Raw genomic sequence first — 16,758 nt, forward strand, 5'->3', positions numbered from 1 at the left:
AATCTATGGACGCCTCCCGCCGCAAGATGATTCTGATCGGTACAGTTGGCTCGGGTTGCATGAATCTATCCGGCCTTTGGTTGAAGCGGTTAGGCTTCTGGCCTTGATGGGAGTCCGCTACTTCTTGCCTAATAACATGATCGGCCTTGATGGCCTTGTCGAAAATCAGGCTTCGAAGCGGCGGCCCATGCCGTTGCACCATCAGTATCCACCTCGCAATCGCTGTAGGACAGACCTCGTTTGCATGGCGCCGTTACGCCGGCAGATATTCTTCCTTCCGCGCCAACAGAACCCAAGCAATGCGGGCCGTCTTGTTAGCGAGCGCCACGAGCGCCTTGTTGAAGCCCGCCCGAGCGACAATTCCCTTCAACCAAACTGATCGTTGATCGTCTTTCGCAGCCAGTCGGCTGATCACTGCCCTCGCGCCATGAATGAGTTGTCTGCGCAGGTAGTGGTTGGCGCGTCGGCCAATGCCGCCGAGCTTGGGTTTGCCTCCGGTCGTATACTGTCTTGGGACCAATCCGATCCAGGCGGCGAGCTCGCGGCCTGAGCGGAAATGTCGACCGTCATCCACCGCTGCGACGAGCGCGGTCGCGATCACCGGCCCGACGCCCGGCAACGCAGCAAGCCGACGGCATGCGGCATGTTCGCGGCAGATGCTAACGAGCTTGGCATCGAGCTTCGCGAGGCGGGCTTCTACGTCGGTGAGCTGATCGATCAACTCCGTAAACAGCTCGCGGGCAAGTTCGGACAAATCAGCCTCAGCTACCGCAGCAGGAGCCTGTTGACGGAAGCGCCACGGACCTTTGGGCAGCACGACGCCATACTCGGCGAGAAGCCCTCGCGCGTGGTTTATGAGCGAGGTGCGTTGGACGACCAACCGCTCACGCACGCGATGTAGGCATTGAAGATCCTGCTGCTCGGTCGTCTTCACTGGCACGAAGCGCATAGTAGGCCTCGAAGCTGCATCGTAGATCGCCTCCGCATCGATAGCATCGTTCTTGGAGCCGCGGACGAACGCCTTGACGAATCTGGGGTTTACCAGACGCACTTGACGACCGGCCGCTGCGAGCTGTCGCCCCCAATGGTGGGCGCTCGCACAAGCCTCCATGGCGACGACTGCAGGACCAAGTTCAGCCACTGCATCCTCGAGCTTGGCACGACTCACCTTGCGTGAGACCACCACCCCGTCAGCATCTATCCCGTGTAGATGGAACGACTGCTTCGCCAAGTCGATCGCTAACATTTCCATCGTCATCGCCTTCCTCCTTTTGGTTGGACACCTATGGTGCCCGGAAGACGGGAGGCGTCCATCCCATAACATGCGAACTGCGGTCGATAAGATCGGCAAGGGCAAAGCCCGACAGGTCAACGCGCGCTTCACCGCAATGGCCAGCCACTACTTGTTCGAGCCTGCATTCTGCAATCCGGCCTCGGGGTGGGAGAAGGGCCAAGTCGAGAAGAACGTGCAAGATGCACGGCGGCGGCTGTGGCAGAAGTTGCCGAGCTTCCCGGATATCCATGCGCTCAATGCCTGGCTCGAGGAACAATGCATCGCGCAATGGGGTGAGATCCAACATGGCAACTTGCCCGGCACCGTAGCCGATGTACACGCCGCTGAGGTTGGTAGTCTGATGCCGCTGGGGCGGACCTTCGATGGTTTTGTCGAACACACCAAGCGGGTGTCCCCGATCTGCCTCATCAGCTTTGAACGCAATCGGTACAGCGTCCCGGCATCCTTTGCCAACCGCCCGGTCAGCATCAGGATCTACCCCGAGCGGATCGTGGTGGCGGCCGAGGGGCAGATCCTTTGCGAACATGCCAGAATCATTGACCGATCCCACCACACTGGCGGGCGGACAATTTATGACTGGCGGCATTATCTGGCAGTAGTCCAGCGCAAGCCGGGAGCACTGCGCAATGGCGCGCCATTCTTGCAGCTCCCAGAGGCCTTCAAGCAGCTGCAAAGCCAGCTCCTACGTCGTCCCGGCGGAGACAAGGAGATGGCGGAGATATTGGCGTTGGTGCTGCAACATGACGAACAGGCAGTGCTTTGCGCTGTCGAACTGGCGCTGGATGCGGGCGTTGCCACCAAGACCCACGTCCTCAATATCCTGCACCGCCTGATCGATGGTAAGGCTCCACCGGCAGCGCCGATTGACGCACCGCAGGCTTTGCGCCTTGCGCAAGAGCCGTTGGCCAATGTCGGACGTTATGATGCCCTGCGTGAGGGAGGGCTGCGTCATGCGTCATGACCCCGCCAGTGCCGCCGTTGTCGTCATGCTCAAGGCGCTGAAGTTGTATGGCATGGCCCAAGCAGTGGGGGACCTTATCGAGCAAGGCGCCCCAGCCTTCAGTGCCGCAGTGCCGATGGTCTCGCAGTTGCTCAAAGCCGAGATGGCCGAACGTGAGGTCCGCTCGATTGCTTATCAGATCAAGGCCGCCCGGTTCCCAGCTTACAAAGACCTGGCCGGGTTCGACTTCGCATCCAGCGAGGCCAACGAGGCCCTGGTTCGGCAACTCCATGGTGGCGAGTTCATCGACGGCGCTGACAACGTAGTACTGATTGGCGGGCCCGGAACCGGCAAATCGCACATCGCCACTGCGCTGGGAGTTCAAGCCGTCGAACATCACCGCAGAAAAGTGCGCTTCTTTGCCACGGTCGATCTGGTCAATGCGCTCGAACAGGAAAAAGCAGCCAACAAGGCGGGGCAGATTGCCGAACGTCTGCTCAAGCTCGATCTCATCATCCTTGATGAACTGGGCTATCTGCCGTTCAGCCCATCAGGCGGAGCTTTGCTGTTCCACCTGCTCAGCAAATTGTACGAACGCACCAGCGTCGTGATCACCACTAACCTCAGCTTCAGCGAATGGGCCGAGGTATTCAGCGATGCCAAAATGACCACAGCCCTGCTGGATCGGCTAACCCATCATTGCCACATCATCGAAACTGGCAATGACAGCTTCCGGTTCAGGGCCAGCTCTGCCTCACCAAAACCACGAAAGGAAAAATCACCAGCTTGACCCAAAACCCGCTCTGCGGGACATACCATCACCCGGGTCAATTCTCGATGGAAATACCGGGTCACTTCTCAGCGGAAATCTACATTGCCCACTGAGCCAGTTGAGCCAGCCCGTGATCGGCAACGCCTGCAAGATCGCGCTGATTGTCGGCACTTGCCTCAACGCGCTCAATCAGCGCCCACTTATATGGCAGGGGCAAAGCATATCCTGGGGAGCATTCGCACTCAACTTTGCCGTCCCATTTCTGGTTCCTAGCTACAGTGGTGCCAAAGTGCTCAAGAGCGGCCCTGAGAAGCATTGAAGTGCGTCTCAATTGATTTCCTCGATTGTAGCCGGACGTGAGGATTACGCCATTTCGCCTGGCGCCCCCCAGACCAGACGCCGATGGTCGAATCCCCCCTCAAGTGAGGGTTTGATGACCGCAAAATAGGGCGAGACATCAAAGTCACGCGGCGTGAATAAACTGTGGTGCCGGATATGAAGGATTTCACGGACGCAGCCGTCGCAATCAGCATCCTCGGCGATCTCCTTCGTTATCTGTGGCAGGATCGGATAGCGGATCGACTGAAACGCGCGCGCAATCAAGGTTGAGCAAATGGCTTTGGTCGGCTCGCCACTGCCCAAGGCGATCATGCGTCGTCTCCAGCCCACTGGGACCGGCGGCGTAGGCCAAAGGTAGCGAGCAAGATCGATGACGTTCGCAAGATCATATTCATCGCCGATATGAGCTTGTGCGAAAGCAATAACCTCTGCAACTTGCTCATGGGCGAGACCAAGCGGGCGACAAATCCGCGTATGCTTGTCGGTAAACAAGGCTAGTGACACCTGCCGAACACCGTCAACAACATCCGCTTCGACAAACTGCGGTAAACTCCCGGTGAGTGGGTCGTAAGCCGAAATGCACAAAGCGGCGTGAGACCATGTCGACTGCGTGAGGTATTTTATAGCCGTGCTGACCCGCTGTCGCCCTTCGACCAACAGAACATCGCCCGGACGAAGGCTATGTGCGAGTGCAGCTGGGTCGGTTGGAATTGCCGAGTAAGGCGCTCGCGACGGGGCCGTAAGGAAACCAGCCAGCATTCGCCCAACGGTTCGCAGTATGGCCCCCATACCTTATACCGATGCAGCGAGCAGATGTGACCGGGCCATGTCACGCAACACCCCCGCCTCGAGCTGAGCCTGCTCGAGCTGGGCCGCAACCAGATCGCCCATAGAAACCAGCCCGGCTGCTTCACCTGCCGCATTGCGGACAATCGCGTGGCGAGACCGCCTGCGGGTCATGACCTCCATGATCGTGCCGACCTCGTCTTCGCACGTGCAGTTGGTGAGACTGATCCGCATGTAGAGCGAGACGGGCAAATGAAGCCCGTATATGCCTCGAGTGGCAATGGCCGTCATCAGTTCGGCTTGCGAGATGATGCCGATGATTGTACGAACTTCCTCGTCGTGAACCCCAATTGATCCGATCGCTTCACGATGCATGATTTCCACAGCTGCTAGCAGCGGTGTATCCTGGGACACCGTTTCGAAGTTCCGACCTTTACGGTTGATGATGGACGCGATTTTCATGACAGGTGCTCCTTTGTAGAACCCCCATCATGTCTTCGTCCCGTTGGATCAGGTGGTTACACGACTTCCTGATATCGCCATTATTGCGTACGCCTAAAGCAGGACGCAGGTCCCGTCGTCAGCTATGTCCGTCGGACCGGTGTAATGGACCGAAATAGCGGCAAGCCCTTCTTCCAATCGCGAAAGCGAACGCGTCATGTGATGTGACAGGAGTAGGCGCTGCGGTGAGATCACGGCGGCCATTCGGCCGATCTCGCCGGGGGGGCGATGCAGACCTATCGGCTGTCCTTCGCCTTCCGGGATCACGTGGTGAGCGACCAGCAAGTCAGGTGACAGATCTTTCAGTGCGAGTTCGAAACCTGCCGAAAACGCGCTCTGGTCACTCGCAAAGACGATCCGTCGGCCCTTCGCTTTGACGACGTAGCCGAGACTTGGCACCTCGCCGTGATGGACGGGCACCGCCGCGACTGTCAGGTCGGGCGTGATCTCGATCGAGGTCAGGATGCCATTCTCGGTATCATCAGCGGCAATTTCCCGCACGATCATGGGTCGCCGAGAATCGCCTCCGTCGAGGTAACCGTGAAGATATGGCCAGGCACTGTCGCTACGCCCAAATTGCGCGGCAAGAAAAGCCTTCGCCCCGGGAAAAACGCTTGCCCCGGCAGGGCCTATGAAGATCAGGGGCTCGCTCGTTTGTTCGAAACTGCCCGAATTCAGGATCCCCACCAGTCCGGCGCTGTGATCTGCGTGAAAGTGACTTAATGCGATTGCCTTCAGGTCTCTAACCTTGAGACCTGCTTCACCGAAGCGGATGAAACTTCCAGGACCCGCGTCGATCAGCAATTGGCCTTGGCCGTCAATCCACACGACATAGCTTGTTCCGGCACGGCCGCCTTCGGCGATTGGACCACCAGATCCAAGAACTTGCACGCCGACATCAGCCGCACGGCAGGCATCGGCATCTACACGTGGCAATGGAGGATTGTCGGCATGGGTGCTGCTGCCAACCGGCGTCGCTGCGATGAGGCACATGGCAAGGCATGGTCCGCGCAGTAGCCAACCCGTTCTTACGGTTGAGGGAAGTTCCATTCGCTTTCCTCGTAATCGCCGTCATGACGCGCTCTTCAGGCCCGTCTCGCCACGTTCTGAAGGTCCCACACGCATTCAGATTGTTGGTTACCGTCGCATGCTTTACCCATCTTGCACAATCTCTGAATGTCGCCTGACCAGCGAACAGCGGTCCTCCGCGCAAAAAAATATTCCTATCGGTAACCCCGCGGACAGGTGACGCGAACAAACCCGTGTGAGCCAATGAGGCCCACGCAGGATACTCGAAAGGACTCATTATGAAATCCACGCTCGGAATTGCCGCTGCCTCGCTTGCGTCGCTGGCCGCCGCTTCGCTGATCGCTGCCACGCCCGCCACTGCCCAGAGCGGCGGCGCGAAGGAAAAGTGCTACGGCGTTGCGCTCAAGGGCAAGAACGACTGCGCCGCCGGCCCTGGCACAAGCTGCGCAGGCACCTCGACCGTCGACTACCAGGGCAACGCCTGGAAGTACGTCGCCAAGGGCGAGTGCGTGAAGATGGGCGGTTCGCTCGTTGCCAAGAAGGGCAACGAAAAGCCCGTTCCCCAGAAGGGCTAAAGCCCTCGGGTCGCCCCGGATGCTGGCTGACATGCCGACCCCGCTCTCCCTGCCCCCCCATGTCGGGGTCGGACTCAAGCCGCAGCATTATGCTGAGGCCCTTGAGGAAGTGTCGGCCAGCATCCACCCCCGGGGACAGCCTCCGGCTTGGTTCGAGGTTCATCCGCAAAACTACTTTGGTGCAGGCGGTCCGCCGCATCGCTGGCTTGCAGCCTTTGCAGAGATCGCACCCCTGAGCTTTCATTCGGTCGGCCTATCACTTGGTAGCGTCGAAGGAGTCAATCAAGACGAATTGTCCCTGCTCTCAGCGCTATGTGAGCTTTATGCTCCGGCAATGGTTTCCGACCATCTGAGCTGGAGCGGTAACGCGAGCAATCGCTACCCCGATCTTCTTCCGGTGCCTTACACCGCAGAGGCACTCGATCATTTCGCTGGGCAGGTCAGTCTTGTGCAGGATCGGCTTGGCCGCACCATATTGGTTGAGAACCCCTCGCGCTACCTTGCCTTTGTGGGCGACACCATGAGCGAAGCCGACTTCCTCCACGACTTGTGCCGACGCACTGGTTGTGGACTACTGCTTGACATCAACAATATCGAGGTCTCGGCCACCAACCTCGGGCTTGAAGCAGCAGCGATGGTCGATGCGATTGATCCCGCGCTTGTTGGTGAGGTCCATCTCGCCGGACACGCGCGCGAGGATCATGAGCACGGACCGCTGCTGATTGACGACCACGGTTCGAAAGTTTCCCCCGTGACGTGGCATCTCTTTGAAAGATTTCTCCTACGCTCCGGTCCCGTTCCAGTGCTGATCGAATGGGACACAAACGTCCCGGATTTCCCGGATCTACTTGCCGAAGCGCAAGTAGCCGATGCCGTCATGAAGCGTGTCGCGCGCCTGCGGCAGTCACTGCGCAGCTACCCTCATGCTGTCGCTTGAGCGCGGTCAGTCACAGGTGATGGCGGCTCTCGACCTCGGGCCCGCACACCTGCCGGCAGGTCTTTTCACAGGGCCCCCAGAGCGGGTGCTGGCCGGAATGAAGGTCCATGCCAACACAATCTCGCACGCTAGGCTGATAGCATTGGAAGACACGTTTCCGCGCACGCGTGAGGCAATCGGCGATCAGAAATTCAACGAACACTCCCGGCTGTTCCTCCAGCAGCCGGGAGTGACCGCGCAGCCGCTTGCGGACATCGGTTATGGCTTTGCGTCATTTCTGGAATCGCAGGCCGGGGCGACAGGGATCGCAGATCTGGCGCGCTTCGAATGGTTTTGGCTACAAGCTTTTCATGCTGCCGATGCACCTCCTCTTGCGCTGAACGATCTTGCCGGGATGGCCGAGGAAGAGTTGCTTGGCTTTGAACTCCTGCGCCACCCGGCGGCGGTGATATCACGGTTTGCGCCGCTAGTGCATGAGTTGATCGGCGCCGAAGTCCCTGGGATTTGTGAGACTGAAGCCATTCTTATTGCACGCCCGGATGCCGATGTGCTGATCGCTCCGGCTACCCGCCTCATGGCCGAGCTCTTGAGGATCGCCGAAACTCGCACTGCCATCAGTAACCTTTTGATCGCTTGCGGCGAAAGCCTACCTGGCGAAGGTGAAGATGCGGAAAAATCAATGCAGGCCTTAGTCGCATTGATCAATGCCGGTGCGCTGACAGCCGCATAAGACTGGAATAGGGGGAACACAATGCGAGCCATTTTCCGAAGCTACGACCAACTCACGAAGCTCGTGGGCGGGCGCATCTTTGAGAGTGCGGTGCTGCTTCTCGTGCGGGTGTCATTATCGGGCATCTTCTGGCGATCTGCCCGGACGAAGGTCGAAGAGGGCAGCTGGCTGACGATCAGTGATACAACCTATTTCCTGTTCGCCGAGGAATATTCCGGGGTGCCTTTGCCCACTGAACTAGCCGCGCAACTGGCTACTGTCTCGGAGCATGTTTTCCCGATCCTGCTGGTACTGGGTTTGCTGACAAGGCTATCGGCTTTTGCGCTCCTGGCAATGACGATGGTGATCCAAATCTTCGTCTATCCTGAAGCCTGGTGGAGCGTGCACGCACTCTGGTCTGCGCTCGCTCTGGTGCTGATAGTACGGGGTGCTGGCGCACTCAGCGTCGATGCGCTGCTGCTGAAGGTGCGGACCAAATGAAGGCCGATGAAGTCTCGCTCGCGCGACTCATGGCGATGTCGCAGGCAGGCGACCGACAAGCATATGCCACGCTGCTCGATGCCTGTCAGCGATGGCTGCGCGGCTACTATGCCCGCCGTATAGCACCCTCTCAGCTCGATGATCTGGTGCAGGATACGCTGATGGCGCTGCATAACAAGCGCGCCTCGTGGGACTCAACGCGTCCCTTCCTCCCTTGGCTGGCGGCAATCGCCCGCTATCGCTGGGTCGATCATCTGCGCAAACTTTACCGGGCCGGAGAATGCGAACTCGGTTCTGACTATGCTTGCCACGACGACGAACCGGCGATTTCCGCTCGCATAACTCTAGACCGTTTGCTGGAAGTGCTTCCTGATCCGCAGGCACGCGTTATCGAACTGGTGAAAATTCAGGGGCTAAGCATTGCCGAAGCCTCCACCGCGACCGGACAAAGCGAATCTCTGGTCAAAGTCAACATCCACCGCGGGCTCAAAAAATTGGCCCACATGATTGAGAAAGCTTAAGTGATGGCTCAAAATTCCGAAGCCCTCATCACCCAACTGGTCGGCGGTCTGGAGCCGGTCAAGCCGTTGCGTTTTTCACGCGGAATCGGCTACATTCCTTTGACGGCGGCAATTTCAACGGCACTGATCCTAAGCTTGTTCGGCCTTCGCCCCGACCTTCAGGCGTGGCAAGTTGCGCCAATCCCCCTGATCGCCACCGGATTGTTCCTGGGGCTAGGCACTGCATCCGGTGCCACAGTGGTTGTCATGAGCCGTCCTGGCGTTGGTATTAGCCACAATGGCTGGGCGTGCGCGGCTGTACTGGCTGCATTGCTGCCGTTCGCAGGCATGATTGTCGCGATGAGCAACAGCAATTCGCTTTTGTCGCAAGACAGCATCGCCCATGGTCTTGATTGCTTCGTTATCGGCACCGGTGGTTCAGTGTTGGTGTTCGGGACCTTGGTGTGGTGGCTGAGAAGGGGGGCGCCGACATCACCGGATCACGCAGGCTTGGTGGCTGGGATTACTGCAGGTAGTTTTGGCATCTTTGCTTTCGGACTACATTGTCCTGAGAATGACATTGTGCACATCGGTGTGTGGCACAGCGCCGTTGTACTCATGGTTGGCGCGCTTGGCAGGCTGATCGTGCCACCTCTTGTGCGTTGGTAAGATTGGCAGGATGATGGATGCGGTCAATAAAGCATGATGATCGTCATATTTGTCTCACCCGCTTGAATTTACCTAGGGTCAGGACCCATTAAATTGTTTGCATGAGGGGTGATTGGTTGATTCAATGTTGGCGTCAAGGAGGCGCTGTCGATGGATCATCCTTATTTGCTGAGCGAAGCGCAGATGCGCCGGATCGAGCCATTCTTTCCGCTATCGCATGGTATTCCACGGGTCGATGACCGGCTGATTGTGTCGGCGATCATCTTCGTCATCAAGAACGGACTGCGGTGGCGCGATGCACCGCGATCCTACGGGCCGCACAAGACGATCTACAACCGGTTCATCCGTTGGAGCCGCCTTGGCGTGTTCAACCGCATCTTTGTCGAGCTGGCGGGCAAAGCCGGAGAGCCAGACCGGATCATGATCGATGCGACACACCTCAAGGCCCACCGAACGGCGGCAAGCCTCTTAAAAGGGGGGCTCTTCCCCGATGTATCGGGCGCACCAAGGGCGGCTTGAACTCCAAGCTCCATGCCGTGTGCGACGGTGAAGGCCGCCCCATCGTGATGATGCTCACCGAAGGCCAGATGAGCGACCACAAGGGCGCTGTTCTGTTGTTCGACGCATTACCCAACGCCAAGGAACTTCTGGGCGACAAGGGCTATGACAGCGACTGGTTCCGCGCCGCGCTGACAGCGCGCGGAATCACTCCCTGCATCCCGCCAAAATCCAACCGCAAAGTGCAATATCGCTACGACAAGGCGACCTACAAAAAGCGTCACCTGGTCGAGAACTTGTTCGCCAAAATCAAGGACTGGCGGCGCATCCACACACGCTATGATCGCTGTGCGCATACCTTCATGTCAGCAATCTGCATTGCCGCAACCGTCATCTTCTGGCTCAATCAATGAGTCCTGACCCTACTATCCGCTGCATGACCCTACCGAGGACATTTGGTATCCCTGCAATCCGGATTCCGTTTGGCGATACGCCTCGAAGTTCGGCCCCAAGGCCAAGATCAAGACGCGCTACATCGAAGACTTTATCGCAGATGGTTACATCTACTTTCCGACCGATCAGCGCGTAGAGGTATGGAATACGCGTGAAGAGCTGGATGCAGCGATTGAGGCGAAGGATGTGCCCGGGAGCGGGAATGCTCCGTTCTTACGGCCTGATCTGCCGGACCTAGATTTCTGGGTGGGCAAAAAGGTCGGTTTCGGCACCCCCTCACTCAAGCGTTACAAGCAGGAGCTGAAGACGCCGACCCAACCGCTGTCCAGTTGGATTACGCCCAATTTCGAAAAGGACACGATCCCTGACCCTGATGGCAACGACATAATCGCAGGCACCAACATCGAAGCTGCAAAAACCATCAAGGAGATATTCGGAGAGAAGGCATTCAACTACGCAAAGCCGGTCTCGCTGATCCGGGAGTTGGTAAGGCAATCGACCAGTGAGGACGACCTCATTCTGGACTTCTTCGCAGGCTCCGCGACCACGGCGCAGGCCGTCATGGAAGTGAACGCGGCCGATCAGGGCGGGCGCCGCTTCATCATGGTATCCTCCTCTGAAGCGACCGCCAGCGAGCCGGACAAGAACCTGTGCCGCGACGTGACCGCCGAACGCATCCGCCGTCTGAACGCGGTGGATACAGGAAAATTTGCTGAACTGTCGGCGGAATTTGCCTACCTGCGCACACGAGAGATCGATTTCGATGCGCTCAACGCCGAATTGGATCCGGCTGAAGCGTGGACTGCGCTCGAGGCCATGCACGGGTTGCCCCTGACGGTCTATGACGTCAAGCGTGGGTGGAACGAGCATGGCCGCGAAGACATTACGCTGATCCTTGCCGATCGCACCGACGAAGAGTTGCTTGCTCGGCTGCAAGATCTTGCTGCCGCCCGGGCCAACGCTTTTGTTTACAGCTGGACGCCGGGCCAATTGAAGACGGCGCTGGGGTCAGTTGATTTCGAAATTCGTCCCGTGCGCGAGACTTTGGTCAAGAGGTTCCAGCAGTGACCGGCTCGGCAACCCTCCATGGTCTAGCCGAGTTTCAAGACGAAGCAGTCAAAGCGCTTGGCGCGACGATCGTGCGCGTGGCTGAGCACATCGAGGCACAGCCCGAGCATCGCAGGGAGATCGCGCTGAAAAGCGGCGTGATGCTGCTGCAAGCGCCAACCGGAGCCGGCAAAACGCTCATGCTTGGGCGCACCATCGAGGGAATGGTCGGCAAGTTGCCGAGGAAGTGCGTGTGGTTCTGGTTTGCACCCTACTCTGGGCTCGTGACGCAAACACAAGAAAGTCTGGCCGAGCAATGCCCTCGCATTCGTCTGCGCGACCTGACCGCTGATCGCTCATCGCAGAGCGTTCGCGATGGCGACGTATTCGTACAGACCTGGGGCGCGGTGGCATCCAACAACAAGGACGCAAAACGGGTCCGCCGCTCCCGTGAGGATGCGCTTTCTCTGGACGACATGTTGGCCACGCTGCGGCATGAAGGCGTGGCGATCGGCGTGGTAATCGACGAGGCGCACCTCAATTTTGGCGTGTCCGCGAAGGCCGCAGCTTCGTTCTATCTTGACGTTCTGCAGCCCGATTTCACCCTGCTGGCAACAGCAACGCCGAATGACGAAAAGCTGGTTGCCTTTGAAAAGGCAGCTCGCGTGAAGCTGCAAAGCCGCGTCGTTATCGACCGCGAGCGCGTCGTCCTTGCGGGCCTCAATAAATGGGGTTTGATGCTTGGCTATCTGCGGATGAACCCAGGCGACGAAGCGCTGATCGATTTCGAGCAGGCTACCCTGACCGCAGGCTGGACCCAGCACCGTCAGATTCTGGAGCGGTTGGAGGAAAAGGACATAGGCGTCGTCCCCCTGATGCTAGTCCAAGTGGAAGATCAGGTAACAGGCGGGGAAGACCCGGTGGCACGCGTGAAGGCGAAGCTGCTGGAGATCCCGGGCGTGCGTGAGGACCTGATTGCCATCCACACGTCCGGCCAACCGGACGCCGACTTCCACATGATGGCCTACGACCACTCCAAGCAAATCCTGATCTTCAAAGTTGCCGTAGCCACCGGCTTTGACGCGCCGCGCGCTTGGACGCTGGTTTCGGTCCGTCCCAATCGGGGCACTGGTTTCGGCTTGCAGATTGTAGGCCGCATCATGCGCGTGCACCCACTGGTTCGCCCACTGCATGGAAAGGATGCCTTGCTCGACAGGGGATATGTCTTCCTGACCGACCCCGACATGCAAGCTGGGCTCAGCGCCGCTGTCGATGAATTGAAGGCGGTTCGCCAAAGCCTGACCGTGCTATCCGATCAGCTCGACGTGGTTGAATATGGGGCGGCTCCGCGCTCGCAGGCACTGCTAATACCGGACGCGCACCGGTTGGCCGCTTATATGCCGCCGGCGCCAGCTGATGACGCAGAGCGGCAGAGCCGCCTGGACAGCCTGATCGATGAAGGCGTGATCGATCCAAACGTCCGGGATATGACGAAGGATGTGATGGACCGTGCTATCGTCGCTGGAGAGACCGCGCGATTGGCCAGCCAGACCCCTTTGTTCGGCAACCTACCAGAACATGCTGGACCCAGTGCACCACCTAAGCCAACTAAACAAACCGCATACCGGCTCAAGCAAGATCTCGGTTTGCCCGTTGCCCTTTGGCAGGAACACCCACTCGATTTTCACCAATTGAGCGATCCGGACTTCCTGAGCGACGTTGCGAACGCTTTCTGTGAACAATCAGCACTTGTCGGCAAGCTGGGGCAGACCCTTAGCCGCGCTTCGATGAGCTTGCGGGATCTATTCATCGAGGGGGAGGAAAGAGAGGTTGCACTCAGCCTGAAAATCTCGAATGCCCGCGTTGCAGAACGCGCACAAGCCGCTTTCCAATTGAACGACTCCATCGATCCACGCCACCTCGAGCGAGCGCTGATTTCGTCCCTACGCACACGAGCCGAAGAGGGCGGATACCTGTTTACCGATCAGGATTTGAGGCGAACCATTCAGCTAGCGGTGATGCGCGAACCGGACGCTCTCATGGCTGCCATCAAGATGGAGCAAGGCAAGCGGGCAAAACTGGATGCCTCCATCCCAATCCCTGAGACGATCTTCGATTACCCGGACTTACCCGAAGCGCGGAAGGGTTCGCATGGTGTGTTCCCGAGCAAGATGAACAGGCCTGAGCGCGCCTTTGCTGAGATGCTCGACGCCGACACATCAGGCACGGTGCTGTGGTGGCTTCGAAATCCTGAGAACGAAATCTGGGCTACGCGGATGATACTACCGACCGGAACCCGGTTTTTCCCGGACTTCGTCGTTGGTATCAAGGGGCGGACGACCCGTGACGGTATCGCTTTGGTGGAGATTAAGGATGATGGCGAGGATGGCCGCCTGCACAGCGACAGAAACCGCCTAAAGGTTCAGGTGCAGCATCGCGAATACCGCAATGTTTTTTGGGCGTGCGAGACCGAGCGGGGACTAGTTCAATTGGGCTTCAATGAAGCGCTGAACTTAATCCAGCCATTACGGCCGTTCGAGATCAGCCGGATGGTGTTTTTGCACAACTGACCTGATTGTGCCGGTCCACCGTTGCGCCGCACGGTCACAGCTAACAATGAGTACGTCGCTGCCTACGCAGCCTCGCGAAGGACGTTGTCTGGCCGAGCCTGCGGATTCCGACGATCGCGCGCATGTATTCCGATCTGATGCCGCGCAGCGTTCCGCTTTGATCGCGCGCAGGTGAAGCACCTGATCGTTGGTATGTTGTGGCACTATGCTTTGCCGCGGGTCAAGCGGCTTGAGCGGCGATGCTTCGCCGCATGGATTCCCCGGATAGCTCGAGCCTGTGGGCGTTGTGGACAAGCCGATCGAGGATGGCATCGGCGTAGGTCGGATCGCCGATGAGATCGAACCAGCGCGCGATGGGTAGCTGGCTTGTTACGAGCGTTGAACGGCGCCCATAGCGATCCTCGAGGATCTCCAGCAGATGATGGCGGGCATTGCCATCGAGCGGCTCAAGCCCCCAGTCATCGAGGATGAGCAGGTCCACGCGGGCCAGGCTCTTCATGCGCGCAGCAATGCGGCCATCGCCCTTGGCAAGCGACAGCTCGTCGATCAACCGCGGCAGGCGGGTGTAGAGAACCGAGCGATTGTCACGGCAGGCCTGATGCCCGACGGCGCAGGCCAGCCAGCTCTTGCCGACCCCTGCTGGTCCGATAATCGCACAGTTCTCATGGGCAGCGATCCAGCTGCCCTTCAGCAGCATTTCGAACAACCGCCGATCGAGCCCGCGGGCGCTGCGATAATCAACGTCCTCAGGCACGGCTTGGTGCCGCAGCTTTGCCTGACGCAGGCGCAGGGCGAGGCGCTTGTCATTGCGCCATGTCGCTTCATGATCGAGCAGCAGCGCCAGCCATTCCGCGTGGTTCAGGCTGGCGGCATCGCCATTGCCATCCAGATCCGCAAAGGCTTGGGCCATGCCGATAAGGCCAAGCTGGTTCAACTGATCAAGTGTGGGGTGTTTGAGCATCCTTGCTCCTTTCAGTGGTAGTATTGAGAGCCCCGGATATTGTCGTGCAGGATCGGCTCGCGCTCCGGGGCTTTGGACACGGGCACCTTGTCGAGCCCCTTTTCGAGGATCGATTTTACAGACGGATAATTGCGCGCGCCGATCTCCAGCGCGCGAAGCGCAGCCGCTTCAAGGCGCTCAGCGCCGAACCGCTTGGACAAGCCGATGATCCCCAGGCACGAACGGTAGCCTTGCTCGGGATGCGGCCGGTCCTCGATGATGCGCGCCATCAACAGCGACAGCATCGGGCCGATCCGGCCCGCCTCCTCCTGGATCTTTGCCGGTGTCCAGTCGAGATAGCGCCGGTGGCTCGATGGCATGTGCTCGGGCACGGTCGTGTGCCGACCATTGCCACTGCCGCGCATGTGCACCGCGATCCGCTCGCCGCCGAGGAAGATCTCGACGCTGCGGGCCGTGTAACGCACCTCAACCTCGCGCCGCGCGTAGCGGTGCGGCACCGAGTAATGATGCTGCTCGAGCGCGATATGGTAATCGAGCCCAACCCGGCAGCGCTTCCATTGCGCATGAACCCATGGCTCCGGTGGCAGCGGCTTCAGGTTCGGCGCATCGACCTCCTCGAACAGCTGGCGGCGCGTGCGGCCGAACTGGCGAAGCACACGGCGCTCATTCAGATCAGCAAGGCACTCGGCAATGGCAGCGTTGAGCTCGGCCAGGCTGTAGAAGATGCGATTGCGCAGACGGCCCAGCACCCAGCGCTCGACGATCCTGACACAGGCCTCAACCTTCGCCTTGTCCTTGGGCCTCCTCGGCCGTGCCGGCAGCACTGCCGTCCCGTAATGCCGAGCCATGTCCGTGTAGCTGCGGTTGAGCATCGGATCGAAGTGGCAAGCCTTGATCACCGCGACCTTGGCATTGTCGGGCACCAGCAGCTGCGGCGCTCCGCCGAAGAATGCGAAGGCAGCATTGTGAGCCTCGGCCCAGTCAGCAAACTGCTCGGTCCAGGTCGCACACGCAAACGACAGGCTCGAGCCGCCCAGCACCGCGACGAACAGATGCGCATCGCGGATCTCGCCGGTTCTGCGGTCTACCACCACCGGCACCGTGTCGCCCGCATAATCAACGAACAGCTTCTCACCGCCGGCATGGCTCTGGCGCATCACCAGCGGCAGCCGGCCTTCCCAGCGCCGGAACAGGTCGCACCACCGGCTGTAGCGATAGCCGTCGGGGTTCGCCGCGTGGTATTCCTCCCACAGGATCTGCAGCGTCACGTGCTTGCGCTTCAACTCGCGCGCCACCACCGCCCAGTCGGGCTCAGGCAACTTGCGGCGCCCGGGCTTCACCCCTGGCACGCCGTAGAGCCGGGACTCCAGGTCGCTGTCCGTCATTTCAGGCTGCACTGGCCAAGTCAGACCCGACCGATCGAACCGCCGAAGCGTATCCCGGACCGTCGTCGGTCCGACCCCGACCCGCTCGCCAACCACCCGCGTCGAAAGCCCGCAGTCCAGACTCAGACGCAAAATCTCGCGCACATGGCGCATCGTAACTCTCCTCGTCGGCATGCATTCCTCCAACCGTTATCCGGTCGAAAGAATGCCCCAACGATCAGGTGAGCCTCACCTCAAACTGCGCGCGATCATATCGGAATGCTGCGCGCGCAATTCTCGGAACACCGCGCGC

The 16,758-nt window shown here is 59.3% G+C and carries 16 protein-coding genes and 1 pseudogene; 11 read left to right on the forward strand and 6 right to left on the reverse strand.

What is annotated here, in order from left to right; translation table 11 throughout:
- Positions 1–253 precede the first annotated feature (253 nt).
- Entirely contained in the window at positions 254–1,252 is a 999-nt protein-coding gene (locus BZF57_RS19240; RefSeq protein ID WP_082734746.1) for an IS110 family RNA-guided transposase, read from the reverse strand.
- A 67-nt stretch (positions 1,253–1,319) separates the two neighbouring features.
- Here BZF57_RS19240 and BZF57_RS19245 point away from each other — a divergent pair.
- Positions 1,320–2,255: pseudogene (locus tag BZF57_RS19245) on the forward strand (Mu transposase domain-containing protein); the annotation flags it as partial.
- Positions 2,245–3,024 carry an IS21-like element helper ATPase IstB gene (gene istB, locus BZF57_RS19250; RefSeq protein ID WP_086740912.1) on the forward strand — a complete coding sequence of 260 codons (780 nt, stop codon included), beginning with the start codon at positions 2,245–2,247 and terminating at the stop codon, positions 3,022–3,024. The pseudogene BZF57_RS19245 and the gene istB (BZF57_RS19250), both read left to right, overlap by 11 nt.
- A 345-nt stretch (positions 3,025–3,369) precedes the next feature.
- Here the strand turns inward: istB (BZF57_RS19250) and BZF57_RS19260 are convergent, their stop codons facing one another.
- The 3 genes from BZF57_RS19260 to BZF57_RS19270 all read right to left on the reverse strand — a co-directional run bounded on the left by BZF57_RS19260 (position 3,370) and on the right by BZF57_RS19270 (position 5,625).
- The gene (locus tag BZF57_RS19260; protein ID WP_086740895.1) at positions 3,370–4,134 is read right to left on the reverse strand and encodes a YiiX/YebB-like N1pC/P60 family cysteine hydrolase; all 765 of its coding nucleotides are present in this window, start codon (positions 4,132–4,134) and stop codon (positions 3,370–3,372) included.
- A 3-nt stretch (positions 4,135–4,137) separates the two neighbouring features.
- Positions 4,138–4,593: a CBS domain-containing protein gene (locus BZF57_RS19265; RefSeq protein WP_086740897.1), complete on the reverse strand. Its 456-nt coding sequence runs from the start codon at positions 4,591–4,593 to the stop codon at positions 4,138–4,140.
- 93 nt (positions 4,594–4,686) lie between these two features.
- Positions 4,687–5,625 carry an MBL fold metallo-hydrolase gene (locus tag BZF57_RS19270; protein ID WP_162291052.1) on the reverse strand — a complete coding sequence of 313 codons (939 nt, stop codon included), beginning with the start codon at positions 5,623–5,625 and terminating at the stop codon, positions 4,687–4,689.
- A gap of 314 nt (positions 5,626–5,939) precedes the next feature.
- Between BZF57_RS19270 and BZF57_RS19275 the strand changes: the two genes are divergently transcribed.
- The 9 genes from BZF57_RS19275 to BZF57_RS19315 all read left to right on the forward strand — a co-directional run bounded on the left by BZF57_RS19275 (position 5,940) and on the right by BZF57_RS19315 (position 14,120).
- A complete protein-coding gene (locus tag BZF57_RS19275; RefSeq protein ID WP_143738591.1) occupies positions 5,940–6,236 on the forward strand; it encodes a BufA1 family periplasmic bufferin-type metallophore in 297 nt (98 codons plus the stop codon).
- Between the two features lie 31 nt (positions 6,237–6,267).
- Positions 6,268–7,173, forward strand: a complete 906-nt coding sequence (gene bufB, locus BZF57_RS19280) for an MNIO family bufferin maturase (RefSeq protein WP_086740919.1) — start codon at positions 6,268–6,270, stop codon at positions 7,171–7,173.
- Positions 7,160–7,903, forward strand: a complete 744-nt coding sequence (locus BZF57_RS19285) for an HvfC/BufC family peptide modification chaperone (protein WP_086740901.1) — start codon at positions 7,160–7,162, stop codon at positions 7,901–7,903. The genes bufB and BZF57_RS19285 overlap by 14 nt, the downstream gene beginning before the upstream one ends.
- A 21-nt stretch (positions 7,904–7,924) precedes the next feature.
- Positions 7,925–8,383, forward strand: coding sequence for a DoxX family protein (locus BZF57_RS19290; RefSeq protein WP_086740902.1), 459 nt, complete (start codon positions 7,925–7,927; stop codon positions 8,381–8,383).
- Positions 8,380–8,904, forward strand: a complete 525-nt coding sequence (locus BZF57_RS19295) for a sigma-70 family RNA polymerase sigma factor (protein ID WP_086740904.1) — start codon at positions 8,380–8,382, stop codon at positions 8,902–8,904. The genes BZF57_RS19290 and BZF57_RS19295 overlap by 4 nt, the downstream gene beginning before the upstream one ends.
- A 3-nt stretch (positions 8,905–8,907) precedes the next feature.
- A complete protein-coding gene (locus tag BZF57_RS19300; protein WP_086740906.1) occupies positions 8,908–9,552 on the forward strand; it encodes an NrsF family protein in 645 nt (214 codons plus the stop codon).
- A 150-nt stretch (positions 9,553–9,702) separates the two neighbouring features.
- A protein-coding gene (locus BZF57_RS19305; RefSeq protein ID WP_143738592.1) for an IS5 family transposase occupies positions 9,703–10,463 on the forward strand; the annotation gives its coding sequence in 2 pieces (ribosomal slippage) (positions 9,703–10,021 and positions 10,021–10,463; 762 coding nt in all).
- A gap of 286 nt (positions 10,464–10,749) precedes the next feature.
- The gene (locus BZF57_RS19310) at positions 10,750–11,571 is read left to right on the forward strand and encodes a DNA methyltransferase (protein WP_162291053.1); all 822 of its coding nucleotides are present in this window, start codon (positions 10,750–10,752) and stop codon (positions 11,569–11,571) included.
- Positions 11,568–14,120, forward strand: a complete 2,553-nt coding sequence (locus tag BZF57_RS19315; protein WP_086740910.1) for a DEAD/DEAH box helicase — start codon at positions 11,568–11,570, stop codon at positions 14,118–14,120. Before BZF57_RS19310 ends, BZF57_RS19315 begins: the two co-directional genes overlap by 4 nt.
- A 220-nt stretch (positions 14,121–14,340) precedes the next feature.
- Here the strand turns inward: BZF57_RS19315 and istB (BZF57_RS19320) are convergent, their stop codons facing one another.
- Both istB (BZF57_RS19320) and istA read right to left on the reverse strand, forming a co-directional pair.
- Complete coding sequence (gene istB, locus BZF57_RS19320) at positions 14,341–15,081, reverse strand: IS21-like element helper ATPase IstB (RefSeq protein ID WP_086738086.1); 741 nt, start codon at positions 15,079–15,081, stop codon at positions 14,341–14,343.
- Between the two features lie 11 nt (positions 15,082–15,092).
- Positions 15,093–16,619 (reverse strand): IS21 family transposase, encoded by a 1,527-nt coding sequence (gene istA, locus BZF57_RS19325; protein ID WP_162290999.1) that lies wholly within the window; start codon positions 16,617–16,619, stop codon positions 15,093–15,095.
- Positions 16,620–16,758: the final 139 nt, after the last annotated feature.

Source organism: Erythrobacter colymbi, assembly GCF_002155685.1.
GTDB classification, from domain to species: domain Bacteria; phylum Pseudomonadota; class Alphaproteobacteria; order Sphingomonadales; family Sphingomonadaceae; genus Erythrobacter; species Erythrobacter colymbi.